Genomic DNA, 17,643 nt, shown 5'->3' on the forward strand with positions numbered 1-17,643 from the left:
GCGTTGGCGCGCTGGTTGGGAAGGTACGCCCATGCTCACGGTAGTTCACGATGCCCAGGACGCCAACGGCGATGCCGGCGGTGCTGGTCGGTCGTTGTTGGATGAGATTGTCCGCGACGGGGCTCGGCAGATGCTGGCCGCGGCGTTGCAGGCCGAGGTCGCCGCGTATGTGGCGCAGTTCGCCGATCAGCTCGACGACAACGGCCACCGCCTGGTGGTGCGCAACGGCTATCACAAGGCCCGTGAGGTGCTGACCGCCGCCGGCGCGGTCGAGGTGAAAGCGCCTCGGGTCAACGACCGCCGTGTCGACCCCGACACCGGCCAGCGTCGGCGGTTCTGCTCAGCGATCCTGCCGGCCTGGGCGCGTAAGTCCCCGCAGATCAGCGAGGTGTTGCCGCTGCTGTACCTGCATGGGCTCTCGACCAGCGATTTCACCCCGGCGTTGGAGCAGTTCCTCGGCTCGGGGGCGGGGTTGTCCGCGTCAACGATCACTCGGCTGACCAGCCAGTGGCAAGACGAGGCCCGCACGTTCGCCGCCCGCGATCTCTCGGGCACCGATTACGTGTATCTGTGGGTCGACGGCATCCACCTCAAGGTCCGCCTGGACCAGGAAAAGCTGTGTCTGCTGGTGATGCTCGGGGTGCGCGCTGATGGCCGCAAGGAGCTGGTGGCGATCACCGACGGGTACCGGGAATCCACCGAGTCGTGGGCTGATCTGCTGCGCGACTGTAAACGGCGCGGCATGGCCGCCCCGGTGCTGGCTGTCGGTGACGGTGCGCTCGGGTTCTGGAGGGCGGTGCGGGAGGTGTTCCCGGCCACCAAAGAGCAGCGCTGTTGGTTCCACAAGCAATCCAATGTTCTTGCCGCACTACCGAAAACAGCGCATCCGTCTGCGTTGGCGGCGCTCAAGGAGATCTATAACGCCGAGGATATCGACAAGGCGCAGCTTGCGGTCAAGGCGTTCGAAGTCGACTTCGGCGCCAAGTACCCGAAAGCGGCCGCCAAGATCACCGACGACCTCGACACCTTGCTGGAGTTCTACCATTATCCGGCCGAGCATTGGATCCATCTGCGCACCACGAATCCGATCGAAAGCACCTTCGCCACAGTGCGTTTGAGAACCAAGGTGACCAAGGGGCCGGGGTCACGGGCGGCTGGTCTGGCGATGGCCTACAAGCTCATTGACGCTGCCCAGGCTCGATGGCGCGCCGTCAACGCCCCACACCTGGTCGCTCTCGTCCGCGCTGGCGCGGTCTTCCACAAAGGCAAACTGCTCGAACGTCCCGCCGACATCACCCCGCCAACAGCACCGTCAGACGGCGATCAGCACACCGGAACGGAGGTCGCCTAAAACACCCCGATCCACAGGTATTGACAATTCCTCCCACACGGTTCGGTCATCCGCAAGCCCAGTAGAGAGGATGGCATCAACCATCGCATCGAATCGGTAGGGACGTATGGTGCCGAGTGTCACGAAGAGCCTGGGGTGCGAATTGGGCGTTCTCTCCACGGCTACGTAGTTATCGAACAGCGATCCTCGATAGTGCCATCTCCTATTCGCCCAGTGCTCGTACTGGCAGGATGTGGTGATCCAGGGATCGAGGCTTGCGAGCCGGCCTGTGAGCGATGGTCCATTAACCCTAGATACGCTCTCGAAGTAGAACGCTGGAACGCGATGTATTCGCGCAGCGGCCAAGCCCGAAAGACCAACTGCAGCACCAGTTGTCACAGCGGACGTGAAACTCTCGGAACGCCAGTCGATAGCCGTCATCATGGTATGGAAGGCTCTCGCGGAGTTAATAGCGTCCCGGGGGGCGACGTACGGCACTTTCAGTACGCGACGCCCATCAAGGAGCGATTCGCTTTGCGGTGACTCGAATGTCACCCATAGGGAGTCTTCAGCAGCCCCGATACGCGGCGCCCACTTAACAATTTGCGCCAGGTGGCCGCCCGTCGAGGCCACGAGCAACTGCCTTCCTGGAATCGGCTCCTTCACTGGCGTGTACTCCCCCTTGGGCCGTCGCTGTGCGAAAAGTCCTCACCGGGCGGTCTGCAGGTGAGGGATTGCGACGATCGCGATCGCGGTGTTCAGACTAGTCCGCTTCTCGTCAGCGTGTCGCGTCCAGCTGATAATAGATGTGTGGAGCTATTGCTTTGACCCGCAAGGGCTCAGATGTAAACGTCCGGTCGCAGTCATCGACACGACCGTACGCATGGTGGGCGATACATTGGGCATCGTAGTGAGCTTGTTGGCGCACCGAGAGGAGACTGCCGTGCACGTCCTATTCGTATGTACGGGAAACATCTGTCGCTCGCCGACCGCGGAGCGACTTGCCGTGGCGTATGCAGCAGAGCGCGGGTGGACGAGCTTCTTAGCATCCAGCGCCGGAACTCGGGCTGTCGTCAACCACGGCGTGCACGGCCAAGCAGCGCTCGTTCTTGAGTCCCTGGGTGGGGATGCCGCAGGTTTTGTTGCTCGTCAACTTAACTCGAAAATCGCCTCGGTTGCGGACCTAATTCTGACGATGACCCGCGCTCACCGAGACGAAGTTCTCGAAATGGCCCCCCACAAGTTGAGCAGAACCTTCACTCTGCGCGAAGCTTCTCGGCTGACGACGGAGTGTGGCGCACAGGGACTCGCGGATCTGAGCGACTTCCGATCGCAGCTCCCCGCCAATGATGAGCTGGACGTATCAGACCCTATCGGTGAAGGCACCGCTGTATTTGAGGCCGTGGGCTCTCAAATTGCGTGTCTGTTGCCGCCTGTCATGGAACTATGTCGGGACGATGACGGTTCGAGGGCAGTGTGACCTCTTTGCGTTGGCCCAGCAGCTGGACCCATGCCGAGTTCCTCCGCTTTAGCAAACAGGCCCAGTTTCTTAAGGACGCTGCCGAACTGCGAAAGTTCCGGTGCTGGTCGGTGTCATCAAAGGTTGGCATTCACAACGCGCCGATGGTGCCGAATGTGAACGCCTCCTTCTGTGGAGTGACTTACATGTAAATTGCTGAGCGAACAACTCGCTTCGGTTGAGATCTCAACGAGATCTGGGATAAAGTTCCTGCACACGGGGGAGAAGACCGGGGGGGAATGTGACGGCAGTCAATGATCGGCTGGAGGCTCCAGCAAACATCGTTCCGATACCGGGCAAGATCCCGACGTGGCAACAAGGGTACGCACTGCGCCTTGTGGCGATCGATCTCGTCGGCGTCATTCTCGCGGTGGGGTTGGCTCAGTGGCTGCGGTTCGGCGGGCTAACCGAGGCCGTGGCCACCTACCGTTACATCGAATACATCTTTGTATCGGTCGGGATCGCCGTCATCTGGATGCTGGCGCTGTCGATCAACCGCTCCCGCTCGCCTCGGGTGATCGGGTCCGGCGCGGAGGAGTACCGCCGGGTCTGGTTGGCCACACTGTCGGTGTTCGGCGGGGTCGCGATTGTCTCGATGCTGTTCAAGCTGGAGATCGCCCGGGGCTACCTCGTCATCGCGTTGCCTGCTGGCCTGCTCTTCCTCGCGCTCGGGCGCTGGATCGCGCGCCAGGTGGTGGTCCGGGCCCGCAAGAAGAACGGCAGCTGCATCACCCGCGTGCTGGTGGTCGGCAGTCCGTCGGCAGTCCGTGATCTCACCAAATCGCTGGCCCGTGAACCGGGATCCGAATACCAGGTGGTCGGTGCCTGCCTGCCCGGCCCGATGCGTCGTGACCGGGTCGAGGTTCCCGGCGTCGGGGCGGTACCCACCTACGGCGATGAATCCGATGTCGTGGACGCGGTGCGCATCACCGGTAGCCACGCGGTCGCGGTCACCGCCACCGAGCGCCTCGACGGCCGCGGCATCCGTGATCTGTCCTGGGAACTCGAACGACTCGACATCGACCTGCTCGTCTCGCCCGGTGTGGTCGACATCGCCGGCCCGCGCCTGCAAATGCGCCCCGTCGCCGGCCTGCCACTGATCCACGTCGAGAAGCCGCAATACAACGGCGCCAAGCGATTCCAGAAGCGGCTGTTCGACCTTTTGTTCTCCAGTACCGTGCTGCTCTTCGGACTGCCGGTCCTGCTCGCGGTCGGTCTCGCGGTGAAATTCACCAGCCGCGGACCGGTGTTCTACCGCCAGGAGAGAATCGGCCTGGACGGCAAGCCATTCCAGATGATCAAGTTCCGCACCATGGTCGACGGGGCGGACAAGATGGTCGACAAGCTCGCCGCGCAGAACGAGAGCGAAGGCGGTGTGCTGTTCAAGATCCGCCAAGACCCCCGCGTCACCCCGGTCGGTCGGATCCTGCGCAAGTACAGCATCGACGAGCTGCCGCAGTTCATTAACGTGCTCAAACGCGATATGAGCGTCGTCGGGCCCCGCCCGCCGCTGGCCAAAGAGGTCCAGACCTACGACGACCACGCGATGAAACGGCTGCTGGTCCGTCCCGGCATCACCGGCCTGTGGCAGGTCAGCGGACGCTCCGACCTGTCCTGGGAGGACTCGGTCCGCCTCGACCTGTTCTACGTCGAGAACTGGTCGATGATCTCCGACCTGATCATCGCCATCAAGACGGTCCGGGCGATGCTCAGCCACTCCGGCGCGTACTGAACAACCCCCGCGCCGACTTCGCTTCTACTTCGCGCGACCTACTGCGCGCTCCCGCGTCGCCGCATCCAGCGCAGCCCGACGCTCAACCCGAGCGCCACCACGACCAGGCCCGCGGCCACCGCCGCCCAGACCGGCCAGTTGGCGGGCTCGGCGGCGGGGGAGGCGGCGACGGTCTCGCCGCCGGACACCGTCAGGTTGGTGACGTCGCCGGCCGCGCCGGCGGCCAACAGGTTGCCGTCCAGGCTGGACCAGCCGTCGGGCAGCCCGTCGATGTAACCCAACAGCGGCTCCACCAGCGACCACGCCCCGGTGGTGGTCACCAGCACCACGGTCCGGTCGCGCGGCGCGTCGGCGAACACCTGGATCGACCCCAGCCCGCCGGTGATGTCGGCGCGCAGCTGACTGCTCAGATCCACCTGGACCGCCGCACCGTCCCCGCCGATCGGCGGGCGCACCGACGTCAACCCGATCGCCGCGGAATTCGCCACAATCAGCGCCCCGGTGCGGGCGTCGGCGGCCGCCTTGACATCGACGATGCGGGGCTGCAGCGCCGTGCCGGTGCGCTGCGCGATATCGGCCACCACCGCGGCCGCGTAGTCGAGCTGATTCGGGCTGCCGCCATCGAGCGCGACCAGGAACTCCGGGCTGAACTCCGACGGCACCGCGCCGAACCCGCCCGGCGCCGGGCCGCCACGGCGCATCGTCAGCGTCGAGGACGGATCGAGCTGGAACGTCACCGGCGCGATCGTCGGGCTGCACAGCTGGCGCGGACTGAACGCCAAACCGAACTCGACATTGATGCGCTGCCTGAGCAACTCGCCCGGCACCTCGAACGTGGTGTCCAGCCGGCCACTGCCGTCCAGGGGTGCGCTGTGCACCGCCTGACCGTTCACCCCGATCACCACACTGGCCGAATCCAGATCCGCCACCGGGGTGTGCGTCGCCAGCAGATGCACCTGCACACCCTGCACGCGCCCGCCGAGCGCCGAACGGTCCACCCCGACAGTCAGATCGGCGGTGCGCAGCACCTCGCGTTCCCCGCTGATACCCAACTCTCCGAACGTCATCTCATCGGCGTCGGCCGCGGCGGCCGAGCCGGCCTGCTCCACCCGGGCGTCGGGCACCTGCGCCAGCGACTGCAACCGGTTGACCACCAGCGAGGCCTGATCGGTGAGCTGATCACCGCGGCCGGTCACCCTCAGGAACACATCAGCCCGGTCAGGGTTGACGACTTCGATTCCGGCGTCACCGTTTTCGACCACGATCGCACGGGTAAACTGCGCCGCCGCCGGGGGAGTGGCGCCCCGCGGCTGGCTGACCACGTCGATCTGCGGCGTCTGCGGCCGGTACATCCGGGCCAGCGCCGAGGTCAGCGTCAGCACCGCCTGCTGTTCGGCGTCGTCGGCGTCGATCGGCGCGTAAAGGGTCACCCGCTGCAACACCGCGGGAAAGAACGACGCGATCGTGGTGGGGGCGGGCTCGGCCCCGGCGAACACCGCGCTCAGATCGCTGAGCATCACCTGCTCCCCGAGCCCGCAGCGCAGCTCGGGGGCGCGCACGGGTTCCCGCACGGTGAAAGACAATCCGAGCGCATCATCGCGGACCTGCGCCGCGGCGATGTCGACGTCGAACGGCACCACCGCCTGCCCGGGGGTCACCTGCGGCAGGTCCACCGTCGCCAGCAGGGTACCCCCACTGTCGGTGATCTCGACGAACCCGGCGGCGAAATCCACCGGGGCGTGGATCAGTCCGCGCAGCCGCTGCGGACTGAACCCGGACTGCACCGGAACCGTGAAGTCCTGATTGGTGTTGGCGCCGACCAACGTGACCTCGCCGGGCAGCCCGAGTGCCCGCCACGACAGCGCGACCTCGGCGCCCGCCCCGGGTTCGGTGTTCAACGGGTCGGCGTGCGCGGCGCCCGGGCCGGCCACCGTCACCACCAGCAGCACCGACACCAGCGCGCCGGCCACTCGCCCAATGGCGTTGCCGCGCTTGTCTGATCGCGGCGTCCCCGCGCTCATCGGGAACCCCTCCCGGCCGGCGTCGCGGGCACCAACGAACACAACAGACACTGCCGCTCCGGTTTCCAGTGAGTAGGCTTCACCAAGGTCATCCCCCGGCGTCGGACGATACCGGCAAACCAGCTACCGCGGTGCGGAACGCGCCGCGCTGCAACGCCCGGTCGGCGCAGCGCCTGGCCACTGTCGCAACGGTTCGATCGCAAACCCGCATGCCGTACTGGCCGCAGCATCCCAGCCGGGGCGGGCAACCACACCTTTGCTGAAATCGCATGGCAGCGACACGTTTCGAACCGGGCAAGGCGGAGGGCGGCGTCCGGGTCTGCCGGCGCCCGGCACAAAATCGGGTGTCTGGCCGGCAAATCGCCCGCGTCTCTCTACCATGGTGGATCGCAGCAGGTTCACGGACGGAGCGCCTCAGAGTTGTCTGACCACGTGTCGAAAGTGCCCGCGTCCACGATCGCGCAGATCTCCGCGCTGGAAACGCGGCTGATGATGGCCAAACTGCTCGTCGGTGGCCTGATCGGGCTCTGCGCCGGTGCGCTACTCGGCGGACTGGTCTTCGGCGCGCTGGGATCCGACACCACCGCGACCGCGTTTGTGCGGCTGAAGAACCCGGCCGACCTCACCGCCATCGCGGGCGGGGCCAGCCAGATCACCCCCGACAACCAGGACAACACCGCCACCTTCGTCGCCGGCGAGATCGCCTACCTCACCGGGGACGGCTTCAGCCAGGCCGTGGCCCGCAAGATGGCCATGGACGAACCCGCCGAACTCAACGTCGCGCAGGCCAACGAGTCCCCGGTGGTCACGATCAGCTACAGCAGCTCCTCACGCGAGGACGCCATCCGCACCGTGCAGACCGCGATCGACCTGTACCGCAACGAACTCGAGCAGCGCGTCGACGCCGAGCTGCGGACCATCCTGCCCCGGCTGGCCGAATGGCAGCGCGCCAGCGCCGCCGAACCGGCGCGCGTGCAAGACATCCAGCGGGTACGCGACAGCGTGGAACTGCAGGCCGCCGAGGCCGGTTCGTTGCTGGTGGTGCAGCCGCCCACCCCGAACCATCCCAGCTCCCAGCAGTGGCTCATCGGCGCGATCCTCGGCGCACTGGTCGGCGGCGCGGGCGCGGTGGCGCTGCTGCTGGCCCGGCGGCGCCGCTCCGGTCACGGGTCGGTGGTGAAAAACCTCACCGCGGGTGTCGACAGCGTGCTGCTGCCCACCGTCGACGTGGACCTGCCGCCGCGGGACGCGTGGGGTGAGGAGCAGGCCCGGCTGGCCCGCACGCTGTACGCCCAGTGCCCGGGCACCGGCACCGACCGGGTAATCCTCGTCGTCGGCGCGTCACCGTCCTCCGGGGCGGCCGAGGTGGCCCGGCTGCTGGACTCCGTCGCGGCACCGGACGGCACCCGCATCGTGGCCGGCGGCGCCGTCGGTGACCCCACCCTGACCCCCGAGGCGCTCGGCGACGCCACCGCCCTGGTGCTGGTGGCCCGCATCGAAGGCGACACCACCGCACAGGTGCTGATGCTGCGCGCGCTGGCCGCCGCCACCGCCGCACCGACCGCCGCGGTGTTCACCCAGCGCCGGCAGCCGGCCCGACGACCGGCGCGGCGCCGCGCCGCGGAGAGCGCACGATGAACATCGCGATCGTGCACGAGCGGCTCACCGAGATCGCCGGCTCGGAGAACGTCGTCGCCGAACTGTCCCGACAGTGGCCGGACGCACCGATCCACATCCCCATCGTCGACCCCCGGGTCAGCGCGTCGTTCGGAGCCCAGGTGCGTACCGGGCCGCTGTCGACGGCCTACCGGAAGGCCGGCTACCGTAGCTACGCGCCGCTGCTGCCGCTGGCGCCGGCCTGGTTCCGGCGCCGCGACTTCGGCGCCGCCGACGCGGTGATCATCAGCCACCACTTCTCCGCGGCCGCCGCCGTACACGCCGCCGGGCCGCCGCCGACCGTCGTCTACGTGCACTCCCCGGCGCGGTGGGCGTGGGACAAAGCCATGCGGGCCGAGGAGGCGTCGTCGCTGCCCGGACAGCTCGCCCTGGCCGCGCTGTCCCGGTTGGCGATCCGCACCGAACTGGCCGCCGCACCCAAGATCACCACCGTGGTGGCCAACAGCACCGCGGTGGCCCAGCGCATCCGCAACCACTGGAACCGCGAAGCCCAGGTGGTGCACCCGCCGGTCAACGTCGCGTTCTACACCCCGGACCCGGCCGAGACGCGGGAGGATTACTTCCTGCTGCCCGGGCGGCTGGTCTACTACAAGCGCCCCGACATCGCGATCCGCGCCGCGGTGGCGGCCGGGGTGAAACTGGTGGTCGCCGGCGACGGCCGCGACGCCGCCAAATGCCGCAAGCTCGCCCAGGACGGCGACGTCACCTTCCTGGGGCGCGTCTCCGACGACGAATTCCGCCGGCTCTACCGGCGGGCCCGCGCCATGGTCATGCCCGGCGAAGAAGACTTCGGCATCACCCCCGTCGAAGCGATGGCCTGTGGCACCCCGGTGATCGCGCTCGGTGTCGGAGGGGCCCTCGACAGTGTCGTCGAGGGTGTCACCGGCCGGTTCGTCACCCCCGACGACGCCGGGACCGACGACGCCGGGACCGACAACGCCGAGGTGATCGCCGGCTTCGCCGACGCGTTCGCGACATTCGACACCGCCGCCTACGACCCGAACCGGATCCGGCGGCACGCCGAACAGTTCTCGCCGCAGACCTTCCGCGCCGCCATGGCCGGCGTGGTCGCGCAGACGCTGGCGACCCGCCGAGATGGCTGACCGCAGGCACCTGCACACCGCCGTCCAGGTGACGGCCGGCCTGGCGCTCAACGTCTTCCCGGCGATCTTCATCGCGATCTACGCCCGGATCGCCCCCATCGAAACCCAGGGTTTCCTCGCGCTGTCCCTGGCGGTCGGCGTCTACCTCGCCCAACTTGTCAACGCGTTCGTCGTCGAGGGCCGGCTGGCCACCCCCGACGCCGACGGCGACCCCGGACTGCCCGGATGGGTGGTGCTGGTCAGCCTCGCCGCGGCCGGGCTGCTGATCCTCGGGCCGGCCGTCGCGTCGTCGCCGGTGCTGCTGGCCAGCTGCACCGGGGTGATGACCGGGCTGCTGATGTCGCGTTCGGTCGGAGTCGTCACCGGCGCCTGGCAGCGCGAAGGGTTCGGCGCGACACTGCTGATCGTGGCCAGCGGGATCGCGCTCTGGCTGGCCACCCAGCAGCACCCGTACAGCGTGCGGGTGCTCGCCGCCGGCGCCTTCCTCGCCGTCCTGGTCCGCTACCAACCCCGAAAAACCATGCCGAACATGGGCTTTCCGCCCGACGTGCGGCGCTCCGGCTGGGTCACCGCCGAGACCGCGGTGGTCGGCGCCGTGCAACCGGCGATCACCTCGCTGCTGCTGGTCATCGTCGGGCCCGCCGCATCGGTGACCTTCCGCGTCATCTCCACCGTCGCCGGCGCGGTGGAACCCATCCTGGCCTACGGCCGGTACCGGCTGCTCGCGCACGGCCACCGCGGTGAACTCGTCTCGTTCGTCGCGGTGTTCGCCGTCGGGATGACCGTCGTGCTGGCCGCCGCATTCGGCGGCCTCGGTGCGCTGATCTTCGGCCCGGCCTGGGACGGGGTCGGGGTGGCCGCCCTGCTGCTGGCCGCGCTGTGGAAAGCCGCCATGCTGATCTCCACGGTGCCGTTCGCCGCGCTGCGCAAAGCCGGAAAGACGGTGCTGGTGTTCTGGATTCGCGGCGCCAGCACCCTGATCTATCTGGTCATCAGTGTCGGCGTGCTGCTGGCGTGGCAGTCCACCGCCGCGATCTTCGCCGCATTCGTCGCCGCCGAGGCGATCACCGCCGTGGTCTACCACTCCGCCGCGGTGCGAGGCGCCCCCGACTACGCCGCGGCCTTCGGCGCGCAGCGGATGCGGGAACGGTTCCGCCGATGACGCTCACCGACACCCCGGACGTGCGCCACGCCACCACCTCGTCACGGGCGCCGGCCTGGTTCACCCCGGCCACGCTGCTGCTGGCGCCGGTGCTGCTGTCGTTCCTGTCCTGGTTCGGTCTGGTCGCGAGCCACCAGCTCGGATCGTCGCAGAACATGGCCGAGGCGCTGACCGGGTTCGCCGCGCCCGCCCCCGTCAGCGCCCGCGGCCTGGGGCTGCTGATGCTGTGGTACTCCGCGATCGTGATGGTGTCGATGGTCGGCTACTGGTGGGGCATCCACCGGTCCCGGCCGCTGACCGGAACCGACCGCACCAACAGCGCCTGGTTCGAGCGGCGGTACTTCTTCGTCATCCTGGCCGCCGGTGCCGTCGGGGTGCTCTACTCCTTCGGCAAGGTCGGCGGCCTCGGCGCGATCGTGGAATCGCTGAGCGCGCAGACCGCCAACGATTTCAGCAACGCGCTGTCCGGGTTCGCCGGACCGCAGACCCTGCGCTACGCCACCATCCTGGCCGCCCCGCTGGGCGTGTACCTGTGGCGCAAGAAGGTGATCGGCTGGCCCTACATGCTCGCCGGGGTGCTGCTGCTGATCGCCAACGCGATGATCGCGTCCCGGCTGTCGCTGCTGATGGCGTGCGCGGTGTACGCGGCGGTCTGGGTGCGCGGACGCGAACCCCGCGAACCCGGCACCGGATCACCAACCCGCACACTGATCGCGGTCGCGGTCATCCTGGTCACCGGGTTCAGCGTGCTCACCATGCTCAACTATGTGCGCAACGCCAACTACTACCGCGAAGCCGGGGTGAGCAACCCGGTCGCGATGAACTTCTACCAGTCCGGGGCGTATCTGGCTGTCCCGGCGCAGGTTTCGCTCGGCGTCGCCGACGCGGTGGGCCGCGGCGCCTGGGAGAAACGCAGCGACGCCACCGAATCGCTGGCCGCCGTGCAACCGACCTTCCTGCAATTCAACAAGGTCGCCAAGGACGACAGCTGGAAACAAGCCTCGGTGTACGGCTATTCGATGTCCTTCGCCGGGAACTTCTTCACCAACTCGGTGTTCGCCGACACCTACGCCGAATACGGTGCCTGGGGTTGGCTCTACACCATCCTGGCCTACGGCGTCGCCGGCTATGCGTTCGCGCGAATGTTCAGCTTCAGCCCCGTCATCGCCGCGTCGGCCGGGGTGATCGGGTACTGCTTCCTGGAGGTGTGGCGGGTGCAGATCCTGATCTACGGCATCGTGATCTTCCTGCTGCTGCTCACCGCGGCCGGTGCCGTGCTGGCCGCCCGGCTGCGCCCGCGCGGCGGCTGAGCACACCTGCGTCCGTGCTCAGCCGGCCGCGAGGTCCGCGCAGATCGCGTCGGCCGCCGCGGTGGGGCGGATCTGCTGCTGGCGGGCCAGCACATGGTCGCGGCCCCGCCGGGCCAGCTCGGCGCGCGCCGCCTCGTCGGTGCAGTAAGTGCCGATCAGCCGTGCCAGCGCGTCGGCGTCGTAGGGATCGAAGAACTCCGCGCCGTCACCGCACGTCTCGCGCACCGCCGGGATGTCCGAGGCCACCACCGCGGTGCCCGACGCCATCGCCTCTAGCGGTGGCAACCCCGCCCCCTCGTAGAGGGACGGCATCACCAACAGCTGCGCCGAGGCAACCAGCGCCCGCAACACCGCGAAATCCAGCTGCCCCAACACCACCACACGCTCACCCATCGCGTCGGCGAGGCGGCGCACCCGGTCATCGGCGGTGCGCAGCGACGCACCGCCACCGGCGATCACCAACGTCGGGACATCGGCACCCTCCAGCCTGGAGAACGCCTCCAACACCAGCGGAAGATTCTTGTGCCGCTTGGTGTTTCCCACATACAACACATAAGGGCCGGTCACCGGGGACAGGCCCGGATCGGTGGGTTCGAACCAGATCTCGTCCACCGGAATCGGAGTGACCAGGATCCGTGCCGAGCGTTCGATCCCGGTCAGGGTTGCCGCGGTCGCCTCCGAGGGGGTGAAGATCCGACGGCACCATCGCGCGTCGGCGCCCAGCATCACCCGCGCGTACAACCGGCGGACCCGGCTCTGACCGCTGATACTCTCCGGCAGCAAATGGATGGTGTCGTGCACCGTCACATAGGTCAACATCGCGCGATGCCGAAGCAGCAGCCGGGCCAACGGATACGGGTAGTGCGGCAGCCACACCGCACGCGGGCGGGCGGCATCGAACGCCCGCCGCCAGACCTGTTGTTCGGCAGCCGAATACATCGGCGCCGACGCCGGAGCAGCCGTCAGCACCCGGGTGCCGGCGCGCACCTCGGGCACGGTGTCCGGATCGGCGAGCACCGCCAGTGACATACCGTGCTCGGCGGTGGCCTGTTCCAGGTGCGGAAGCTGGGTGCGGATGTGGGTGCCGATGCCGCTCTGGCGTATGTGCCGAGCGTCGAACAACAGGTCGACCACAGGCCCTCCCTGATCCTCTGCGGTGCGCTCCAGGCTACGTGGCGGATCGCCGTCCCCGACAGGTTGACGCTGCCGTTCATATGCGTCACGCGTTCATCTGTGAAACATCGGCCGGTCCGATAGCGTTCGCGGTGTGACCGCGCCAGTGCCAGGGTTCGATGAAACCCTTCACCGCATGCTCGACCAGTGCGCGCGGGCCGCCGGTGACGACGTCGGCGCCTACGTCGCCCGCGCGGTTGGGGCGCAGATGGTGGCCGACCTGATGCGCGCCGACGACCCCGCCACCAAAGACGTGCTGACCCGGCTGGCCGAGGCCGGCGTCTTCGCCTCCGACGCGATGCCGGACGTGTCGGCCGCGGTGCACGATCCCGCACGGCTGCGCGCGCTCTACAGCACCGGGCTGCTGGACTCGCCGCCCGAGGAGGGTTATGACCGGATCACCCGCGCGGCGGCCGACGCGTTGGACGCGCCGTACGCCGCGGTGTCTTTGATCGACACCGATCGGCAATTTTTCAAGAGCACCTCAGGAATGACGGGTCTGGCTGCCGAGGAAAGGCAAACACCGCTGGAGGAGTCGGTGTGCCAGTACGCTGTGGCAAACGGTGCGCCGCTGGTTCTGGAGGATGCGCGCACCGACCCGGTGTTCAAGAATCACCCGGTGGTCCAGGCCGGTGCGGTCGTCGCCTACCTGGGCATTCCGCTGGCCGACCGGAGCGGAAATGCCATCGGGACCCTGTGCGTCTTCGACAACAAGCCCAGGCTGTGGGGCACCGGCCACCTGCAGATCATGACCGACCTGGCGCAGATCGTCGCCGAGCGGGCGTTCGGCCCGGAGGCCGGCACACAGCGCTGACATCACCGCTGCCAGCAACGTCGGGAGGCGTTGCTGTGCCCGCTCCGCTGGCAACGCCGTACGCCATGCTGCCAAAATGGGCGCGTGCGCGGCGCAGCACACCTAAAGTTGTTCCCGGAGGAAGCGTCTCGGGGGACAGAACACATGCAACCAGGCCTGGCAGCCGACGTCGACACAGGCAATCGCAGGAACGCCGAACCACGCCCCGACGAGACGCCCGCGCGGATCCGGCACGACCCGTCCGAGCTGCCCGGCTGGGCGCAACGACTGCGCACCGACCCATGGTTCTCGATCCTGACCATCGTCATCGACATCATCGCCGCGTCCGGCGCGGTACTGCTGGGCCAGTGGTCGGTCGCCGGTGACGTGACGGCACGCAACATCGCGCTCTACTCGTGGATCTTCGTGCCGCTGTTACTGATCCTCTTGGCGTCGCGGCTGTTGTACCGGCGCAACCTGAGCCGCAGCTTCTTCGACGACTTCGAGCCGATGGAGACCTCGGTCGCGGTGGCCACCCTGGTGACGATGGCGATCGTGATCATGCTGGTGCCGCCGCTGGCCGCCAACGAGCCGGCCGGTCAGTACGTGCGCCCCAGTGAGCTGATGGTCAAGATCTGGTTGTTCGCCGCGGTCCTGGTACCGCTGCTTCGGTTGCTGCGCAACATGATCCAGCGGCACTACCGGCGCAAGTACCACACCACGGCACCGGTTCTGGTGATCGGGTCCGGCCCGATCGCCCACCAGCTCATCGTCCGGATGCGGCAGGTGGCCGACTACGGTCTACGCCCCGTGGGGGTGCTCGACACCCACCGGCCCACCGACGCCGAACTGATCGACGTGCCCTACTTCGGTACCCCCGACAGCGTCGACCTCGCCGTGCGTGCCACCGGCGCCGAAGAACTGCTCGTCGCGCCGAGCCAGGTTCCCGACGAGCAGCTGACCCGGGCGGTCAAGACCGCCCAGTCGCTCGGGTTGCAGGTGCGGGTGGTGCCCCGGGTGATGGACGCCGTCAGCGTGGGCTCCTTCATCGAGCATCTCGGCGGGATCCCGGTGATGGTGCTCCACCACACCGACCCCAAAGGCTGGCACTTCGCGGTCAAACACGCCTCCGACCGGGTGATGGCCGCACTGGGGCTGCTACTCATCTCGCCGGTGTTCCTGACCCTGGCGCTGCTGGTCAAACTCAGCTCCCCAGGGCCGATCTTCTTCGGGCAGGACCGGATCGGCCGCGACGGCAAGGTCTTCCAGTGCCTGAAGTTCCGCAGCATGCGTCCGGCGGACCCGTCGGCCGCCGCGTTCGCGTTGAAGGACGGCGCCGCCCCCGGCGGGGTGGAGGGCGAAGACCGGCGCACCTGGATCGGCAAGATCATGCGCAAGACCTCACTGGACGAGCTGCCCCAACTGGTCAACGTGCTGCGCGGCGACATGAGCCTGGTCGGACCGCGCCCCGAGCGGCCCGAGTTCGTCGACCTGTTCGACATCCAGATCCGCCGCTACGGCGAACGCCACCGGGTCAAGGCCGGCATGACCGGCTGGGCCCAGGTGCACGGACTGCGCGGACAGACCTCGATCGCCGACCGCGCCGAGTTCGACAATTACTACATCGAGAACTGGTCGGTGCGGCTGGACTTCAAGATCCTGGTGATGACCGTGCTGGCAGTGCTGCGGCCCGGCGAGGACTGAGCCGGTTTCGCGGTCCCGTGCCACAGCGATGGGCTACATTGACGGCCGGGGTGCTCGCCAGGTGGGGGTTGTGGTCGCCATGAAGCCGGCGCATGTGGGGTTGATACCCGACGGGCTTCGACGCTGGGCCCAAGCCAACAACGTCACGCTGTTCGATGCCTATCGACGCGGCGCGGAGAAGGTCGTCGAGATCCTGCTGGCATTGCAGCGTAACCAGGTCCACACCGTCACGGTCTACAACCTGAGCCGCGCCAATCTGGGACGCCCCACCCACGAACTGGACGCCGTGTACGCCGCGTCGCTGCATTTCCTCACCGCGCTGATCCCGGCCCACTTCGATCCCGCCGGGTGCGCGGTGCGCGTCCACGGTGACCGCGGCGCCCTGCCGGCCGAGTTCGCCGCCGCCGCGGCCGCCGCCGAAGCAGCCATGACCGGCGAGGGCTTCCACATCAACGTCCTGGCCGCCTACGACGCCGCCGACGAACTGCGCGCCGCCCACCGGCGCGCCCAGCGCGACGGCCGCGACATCGCCGCCGCCTTCGAGATCGACGAGGTCGACCTCGTCATCCGGACCACCGCCGAGCCGCTACTGAGCGGATTCCTGCCGCTGCAAAGCCAATACGCCCAGCTGGTCTTCCTCGACACCCCGCTCAACGAGCTCACCGACCGGCACATCGACGACCTCGTCGAGCGCTACCGGGACTTCCCGCAGCGACGCGGACGCTGAACCATGGCCACCCGCGACCCGCTGATCATCGGCGCCGGCCCGGCCGGCCTCACCGCCGCGCTGGAACTGGTGCGGCGGGGAGTGACACCGCGGGTGTTCGAAGCGTCCCCGCAGGTCGGCGGTCTGGCGCGCACCCCCACCGACGGGGACTGGCGCGTCGACCCGGGTGGGCACCGGTTCTTCACCCGCAACGAAGACATCCACGATCTGTGGAAATCCCTGCTGCCGCATGACGAATGGCTGGCCGTCGGCCGGCGCTCGGCGATGCTGGTCGACGGTCACTACGTCCGCTACCCGCTGATCGGCCGAGACCTGTTGACCCAGATGGGCTACCGACGCGGTCTGCGCGGCCTGAGCAGCCTGACGTGGTCGCGGCTGCGGCGCAACCTCCGCACCAACGACCGCGTCGAGAACTTCCGCCAGTGGGGCGTGCGTGAATTCGGCAGGCACTGGTACGAGACCTTCTTCGACGGCTACGTCCGCAAGACCTGGCTCGCCGAACCCGAAGAGCTGACCAGCGATTGGGCCAACCAGCGCATCAAGCCGATCGGCTGGCGGCTGCGCCACGACCCGGCCACCCAGGACGTCTTCCGCTACCCGCGCTACGGACCCGGACAGCTGTGGGAGGCCGCGGCGGCGGCGCTGTCCGCGCGCGGTGCCGCCCCGACGCTGAATACCCCGGTGCACGCCCTCGGCTACGACGGTCGAACCTGGACGGCCACGTTCGCCGACGGCAGCACCACCACCGGGGATGCGGTGTTCTCCAGCATGCCGCTGCGGCTGCTCATCGAGGCCCTGCACCCCGCCCCGCCGCGGCACATCCGGGCGGTCGCCGCCGCGCTGCGGCACCGGTCGCTGATCACCGTCGCCGTCGCCGTCGGCGCTCACCACGACATCCCGTTCAACTGGATCTATACCCCCGGCAACGACTTCCACGCCGGGCGGATCCAGAACTACCGGCGCTGGTCGGACCGGCTCAGCCCGGCCGGCTTCGACGGCACGTTCCTGGGCTTCGAGTACTTCATCGCCCCCGGCGGCCACCTGTGGGACGCCGACGACGAGCACCTGACCGACCTCGTCACCGCGGATCTGCAGACCCTCGGCGTCGGCGCGGCCGACCTGCAGCGGGTGATGATCGTGCGATCGCAATTCGCCTACCCGATCTACGATCCGGTCCGCGACCGCAGCGTGGTGCGCATCCGGGACTATCTACGGCAGCACTATCCGTCGCTGTACCCGATGGGGCGCAACGGAATGCACCACTACGACAACCAGGACCACGCCATGCTCAGCGCGATGCGCAGCGTCGCACGCTGCTTCGGTGAGAACGTCGACCCGTGGCAGGTCAACACCGACACCGCCTACCACGAGAGCGGCGTGCTGCGGAGCTGA

13 protein-coding genes are annotated in these 17,643 nt (G+C 68.2%); 11 read left to right on the forward strand and 2 right to left on the reverse strand.

Annotated features, from left to right (window positions below; all coding sequences use genetic code 11):
• Nucleotides 1-31: 31 nt before the first annotated feature.
• The 3 genes from ACNUDN_RS07600 to ACNUDN_RS07610 all read left to right on the forward strand — a co-directional run bounded on the left by ACNUDN_RS07600 (nt 32) and on the right by ACNUDN_RS07610 (nt 4,581).
• A complete protein-coding gene (locus tag ACNUDN_RS07600; protein ID WP_419121378.1) occupies nt 32-1,351 on the forward strand; it encodes an IS256 family transposase in 1,320 nt (439 codons plus the stop codon).
• 862 nt (nt 1,352-2,213) lie between these two features.
• Complete coding sequence (locus ACNUDN_RS07605; protein ID WP_419121379.1) at nt 2,214-2,810, forward strand: arsenate reductase/protein-tyrosine-phosphatase family protein; 597 nt, start codon at nt 2,214-2,216, stop codon at nt 2,808-2,810.
• A 280-nt stretch (nt 2,811-3,090) separates the two neighbouring features.
• Nucleotides 3,091-4,581 carry a sugar transferase gene (locus ACNUDN_RS07610; RefSeq protein WP_419121380.1) on the forward strand — a complete coding sequence of 497 codons (1,491 nt, stop codon included), beginning with the start codon at nt 3,091-3,093 and terminating at the stop codon, nt 4,579-4,581.
• 38 nt (nt 4,582-4,619) lie between these two features.
• On the opposite strand, the gene ACNUDN_RS07615 is transcribed toward ACNUDN_RS07610, so the two are convergent.
• A complete protein-coding gene (locus ACNUDN_RS07615) occupies nt 4,620-6,653 on the reverse strand; it encodes a hypothetical protein (protein WP_419121381.1) in 2,034 nt (677 codons plus the stop codon).
• A gap of 381 nt (nt 6,654-7,034) precedes the next feature.
• Between ACNUDN_RS07615 and ACNUDN_RS07620 the strand changes: the two genes are divergently transcribed.
• The 4 genes from ACNUDN_RS07620 to ACNUDN_RS07635 are packed head-to-tail and all read left to right on the forward strand — an operon-like array spanning nt 7,035 to nt 11,854.
• The gene (locus tag ACNUDN_RS07620) at nt 7,035-8,240 is read left to right on the forward strand and encodes a YveK family protein (RefSeq protein ID WP_419121382.1); all 1,206 of its coding nucleotides are present in this window, start codon (nt 7,035-7,037) and stop codon (nt 8,238-8,240) included.
• Complete coding sequence (locus ACNUDN_RS07625) at nt 8,237-9,382, forward strand: glycosyltransferase (RefSeq protein WP_419121383.1); 1,146 nt, start codon at nt 8,237-8,239, stop codon at nt 9,380-9,382. Before ACNUDN_RS07620 ends, ACNUDN_RS07625 begins: the two co-directional genes overlap by 4 nt.
• On the forward strand, nt 9,375-10,544 hold the full coding sequence (locus ACNUDN_RS07630; RefSeq protein ID WP_419121384.1) for a hypothetical protein: 1,170 nt from the start codon (nt 9,375-9,377) through the stop codon (nt 10,542-10,544). The genes ACNUDN_RS07625 and ACNUDN_RS07630 overlap by 8 nt, the downstream gene beginning before the upstream one ends.
• Nucleotides 10,541-11,854 (forward strand): O-antigen polymerase, encoded by a 1,314-nt coding sequence (locus ACNUDN_RS07635; protein WP_419121385.1) that lies wholly within the window; start codon nt 10,541-10,543, stop codon nt 11,852-11,854. The genes ACNUDN_RS07630 and ACNUDN_RS07635 overlap by 4 nt, the downstream gene beginning before the upstream one ends.
• 18 nt (nt 11,855-11,872) lie before the next feature.
• Here ACNUDN_RS07635 and ACNUDN_RS07640 read toward each other — a convergent pair whose 3' ends face one another.
• Nucleotides 11,873-12,988, reverse strand: a complete 1,116-nt coding sequence (locus tag ACNUDN_RS07640; RefSeq protein ID WP_419121386.1) for a glycosyltransferase family 4 protein — start codon at nt 12,986-12,988, stop codon at nt 11,873-11,875.
• Nucleotides 12,989-13,121: 133 nt separating this feature from the next.
• Between ACNUDN_RS07640 and ACNUDN_RS07645 the strand changes: the two genes are divergently transcribed.
• The 4 genes from ACNUDN_RS07645 to ACNUDN_RS07660 all read left to right on the forward strand — a co-directional run bounded on the left by ACNUDN_RS07645 (nt 13,122) and on the right by ACNUDN_RS07660 (nt 17,643).
• Nucleotides 13,122-13,841, forward strand: a complete 720-nt coding sequence (locus tag ACNUDN_RS07645) for a GAF domain-containing protein (protein ID WP_419121387.1) — start codon at nt 13,122-13,124, stop codon at nt 13,839-13,841.
• A 144-nt stretch (nt 13,842-13,985) separates the two neighbouring features.
• Nucleotides 13,986-15,524 (forward strand): sugar transferase, encoded by a 1,539-nt coding sequence (locus tag ACNUDN_RS07650; RefSeq protein ID WP_419121388.1) that lies wholly within the window; start codon nt 13,986-13,988, stop codon nt 15,522-15,524.
• A 61-nt stretch (nt 15,525-15,585) separates the two neighbouring features.
• The gene (locus tag ACNUDN_RS07655; protein WP_419121389.1) at nt 15,586-16,251 is read left to right on the forward strand and encodes an undecaprenyl diphosphate synthase family protein; all 666 of its coding nucleotides are present in this window, start codon (nt 15,586-15,588) and stop codon (nt 16,249-16,251) included.
• A gap of 3 nt (nt 16,252-16,254) precedes the next feature.
• Nucleotides 16,255-17,643, forward strand: coding sequence for an NAD(P)/FAD-dependent oxidoreductase (locus ACNUDN_RS07660; RefSeq protein WP_419121390.1), 1,389 nt, complete (start codon nt 16,255-16,257; stop codon nt 17,641-17,643).

It is taken from the genome of Mycobacterium sp. smrl_JER01 (assembly GCF_048513595.2).
Lineage (GTDB): Bacteria > Actinomycetota > Actinomycetes > Mycobacteriales > Mycobacteriaceae > Mycobacterium.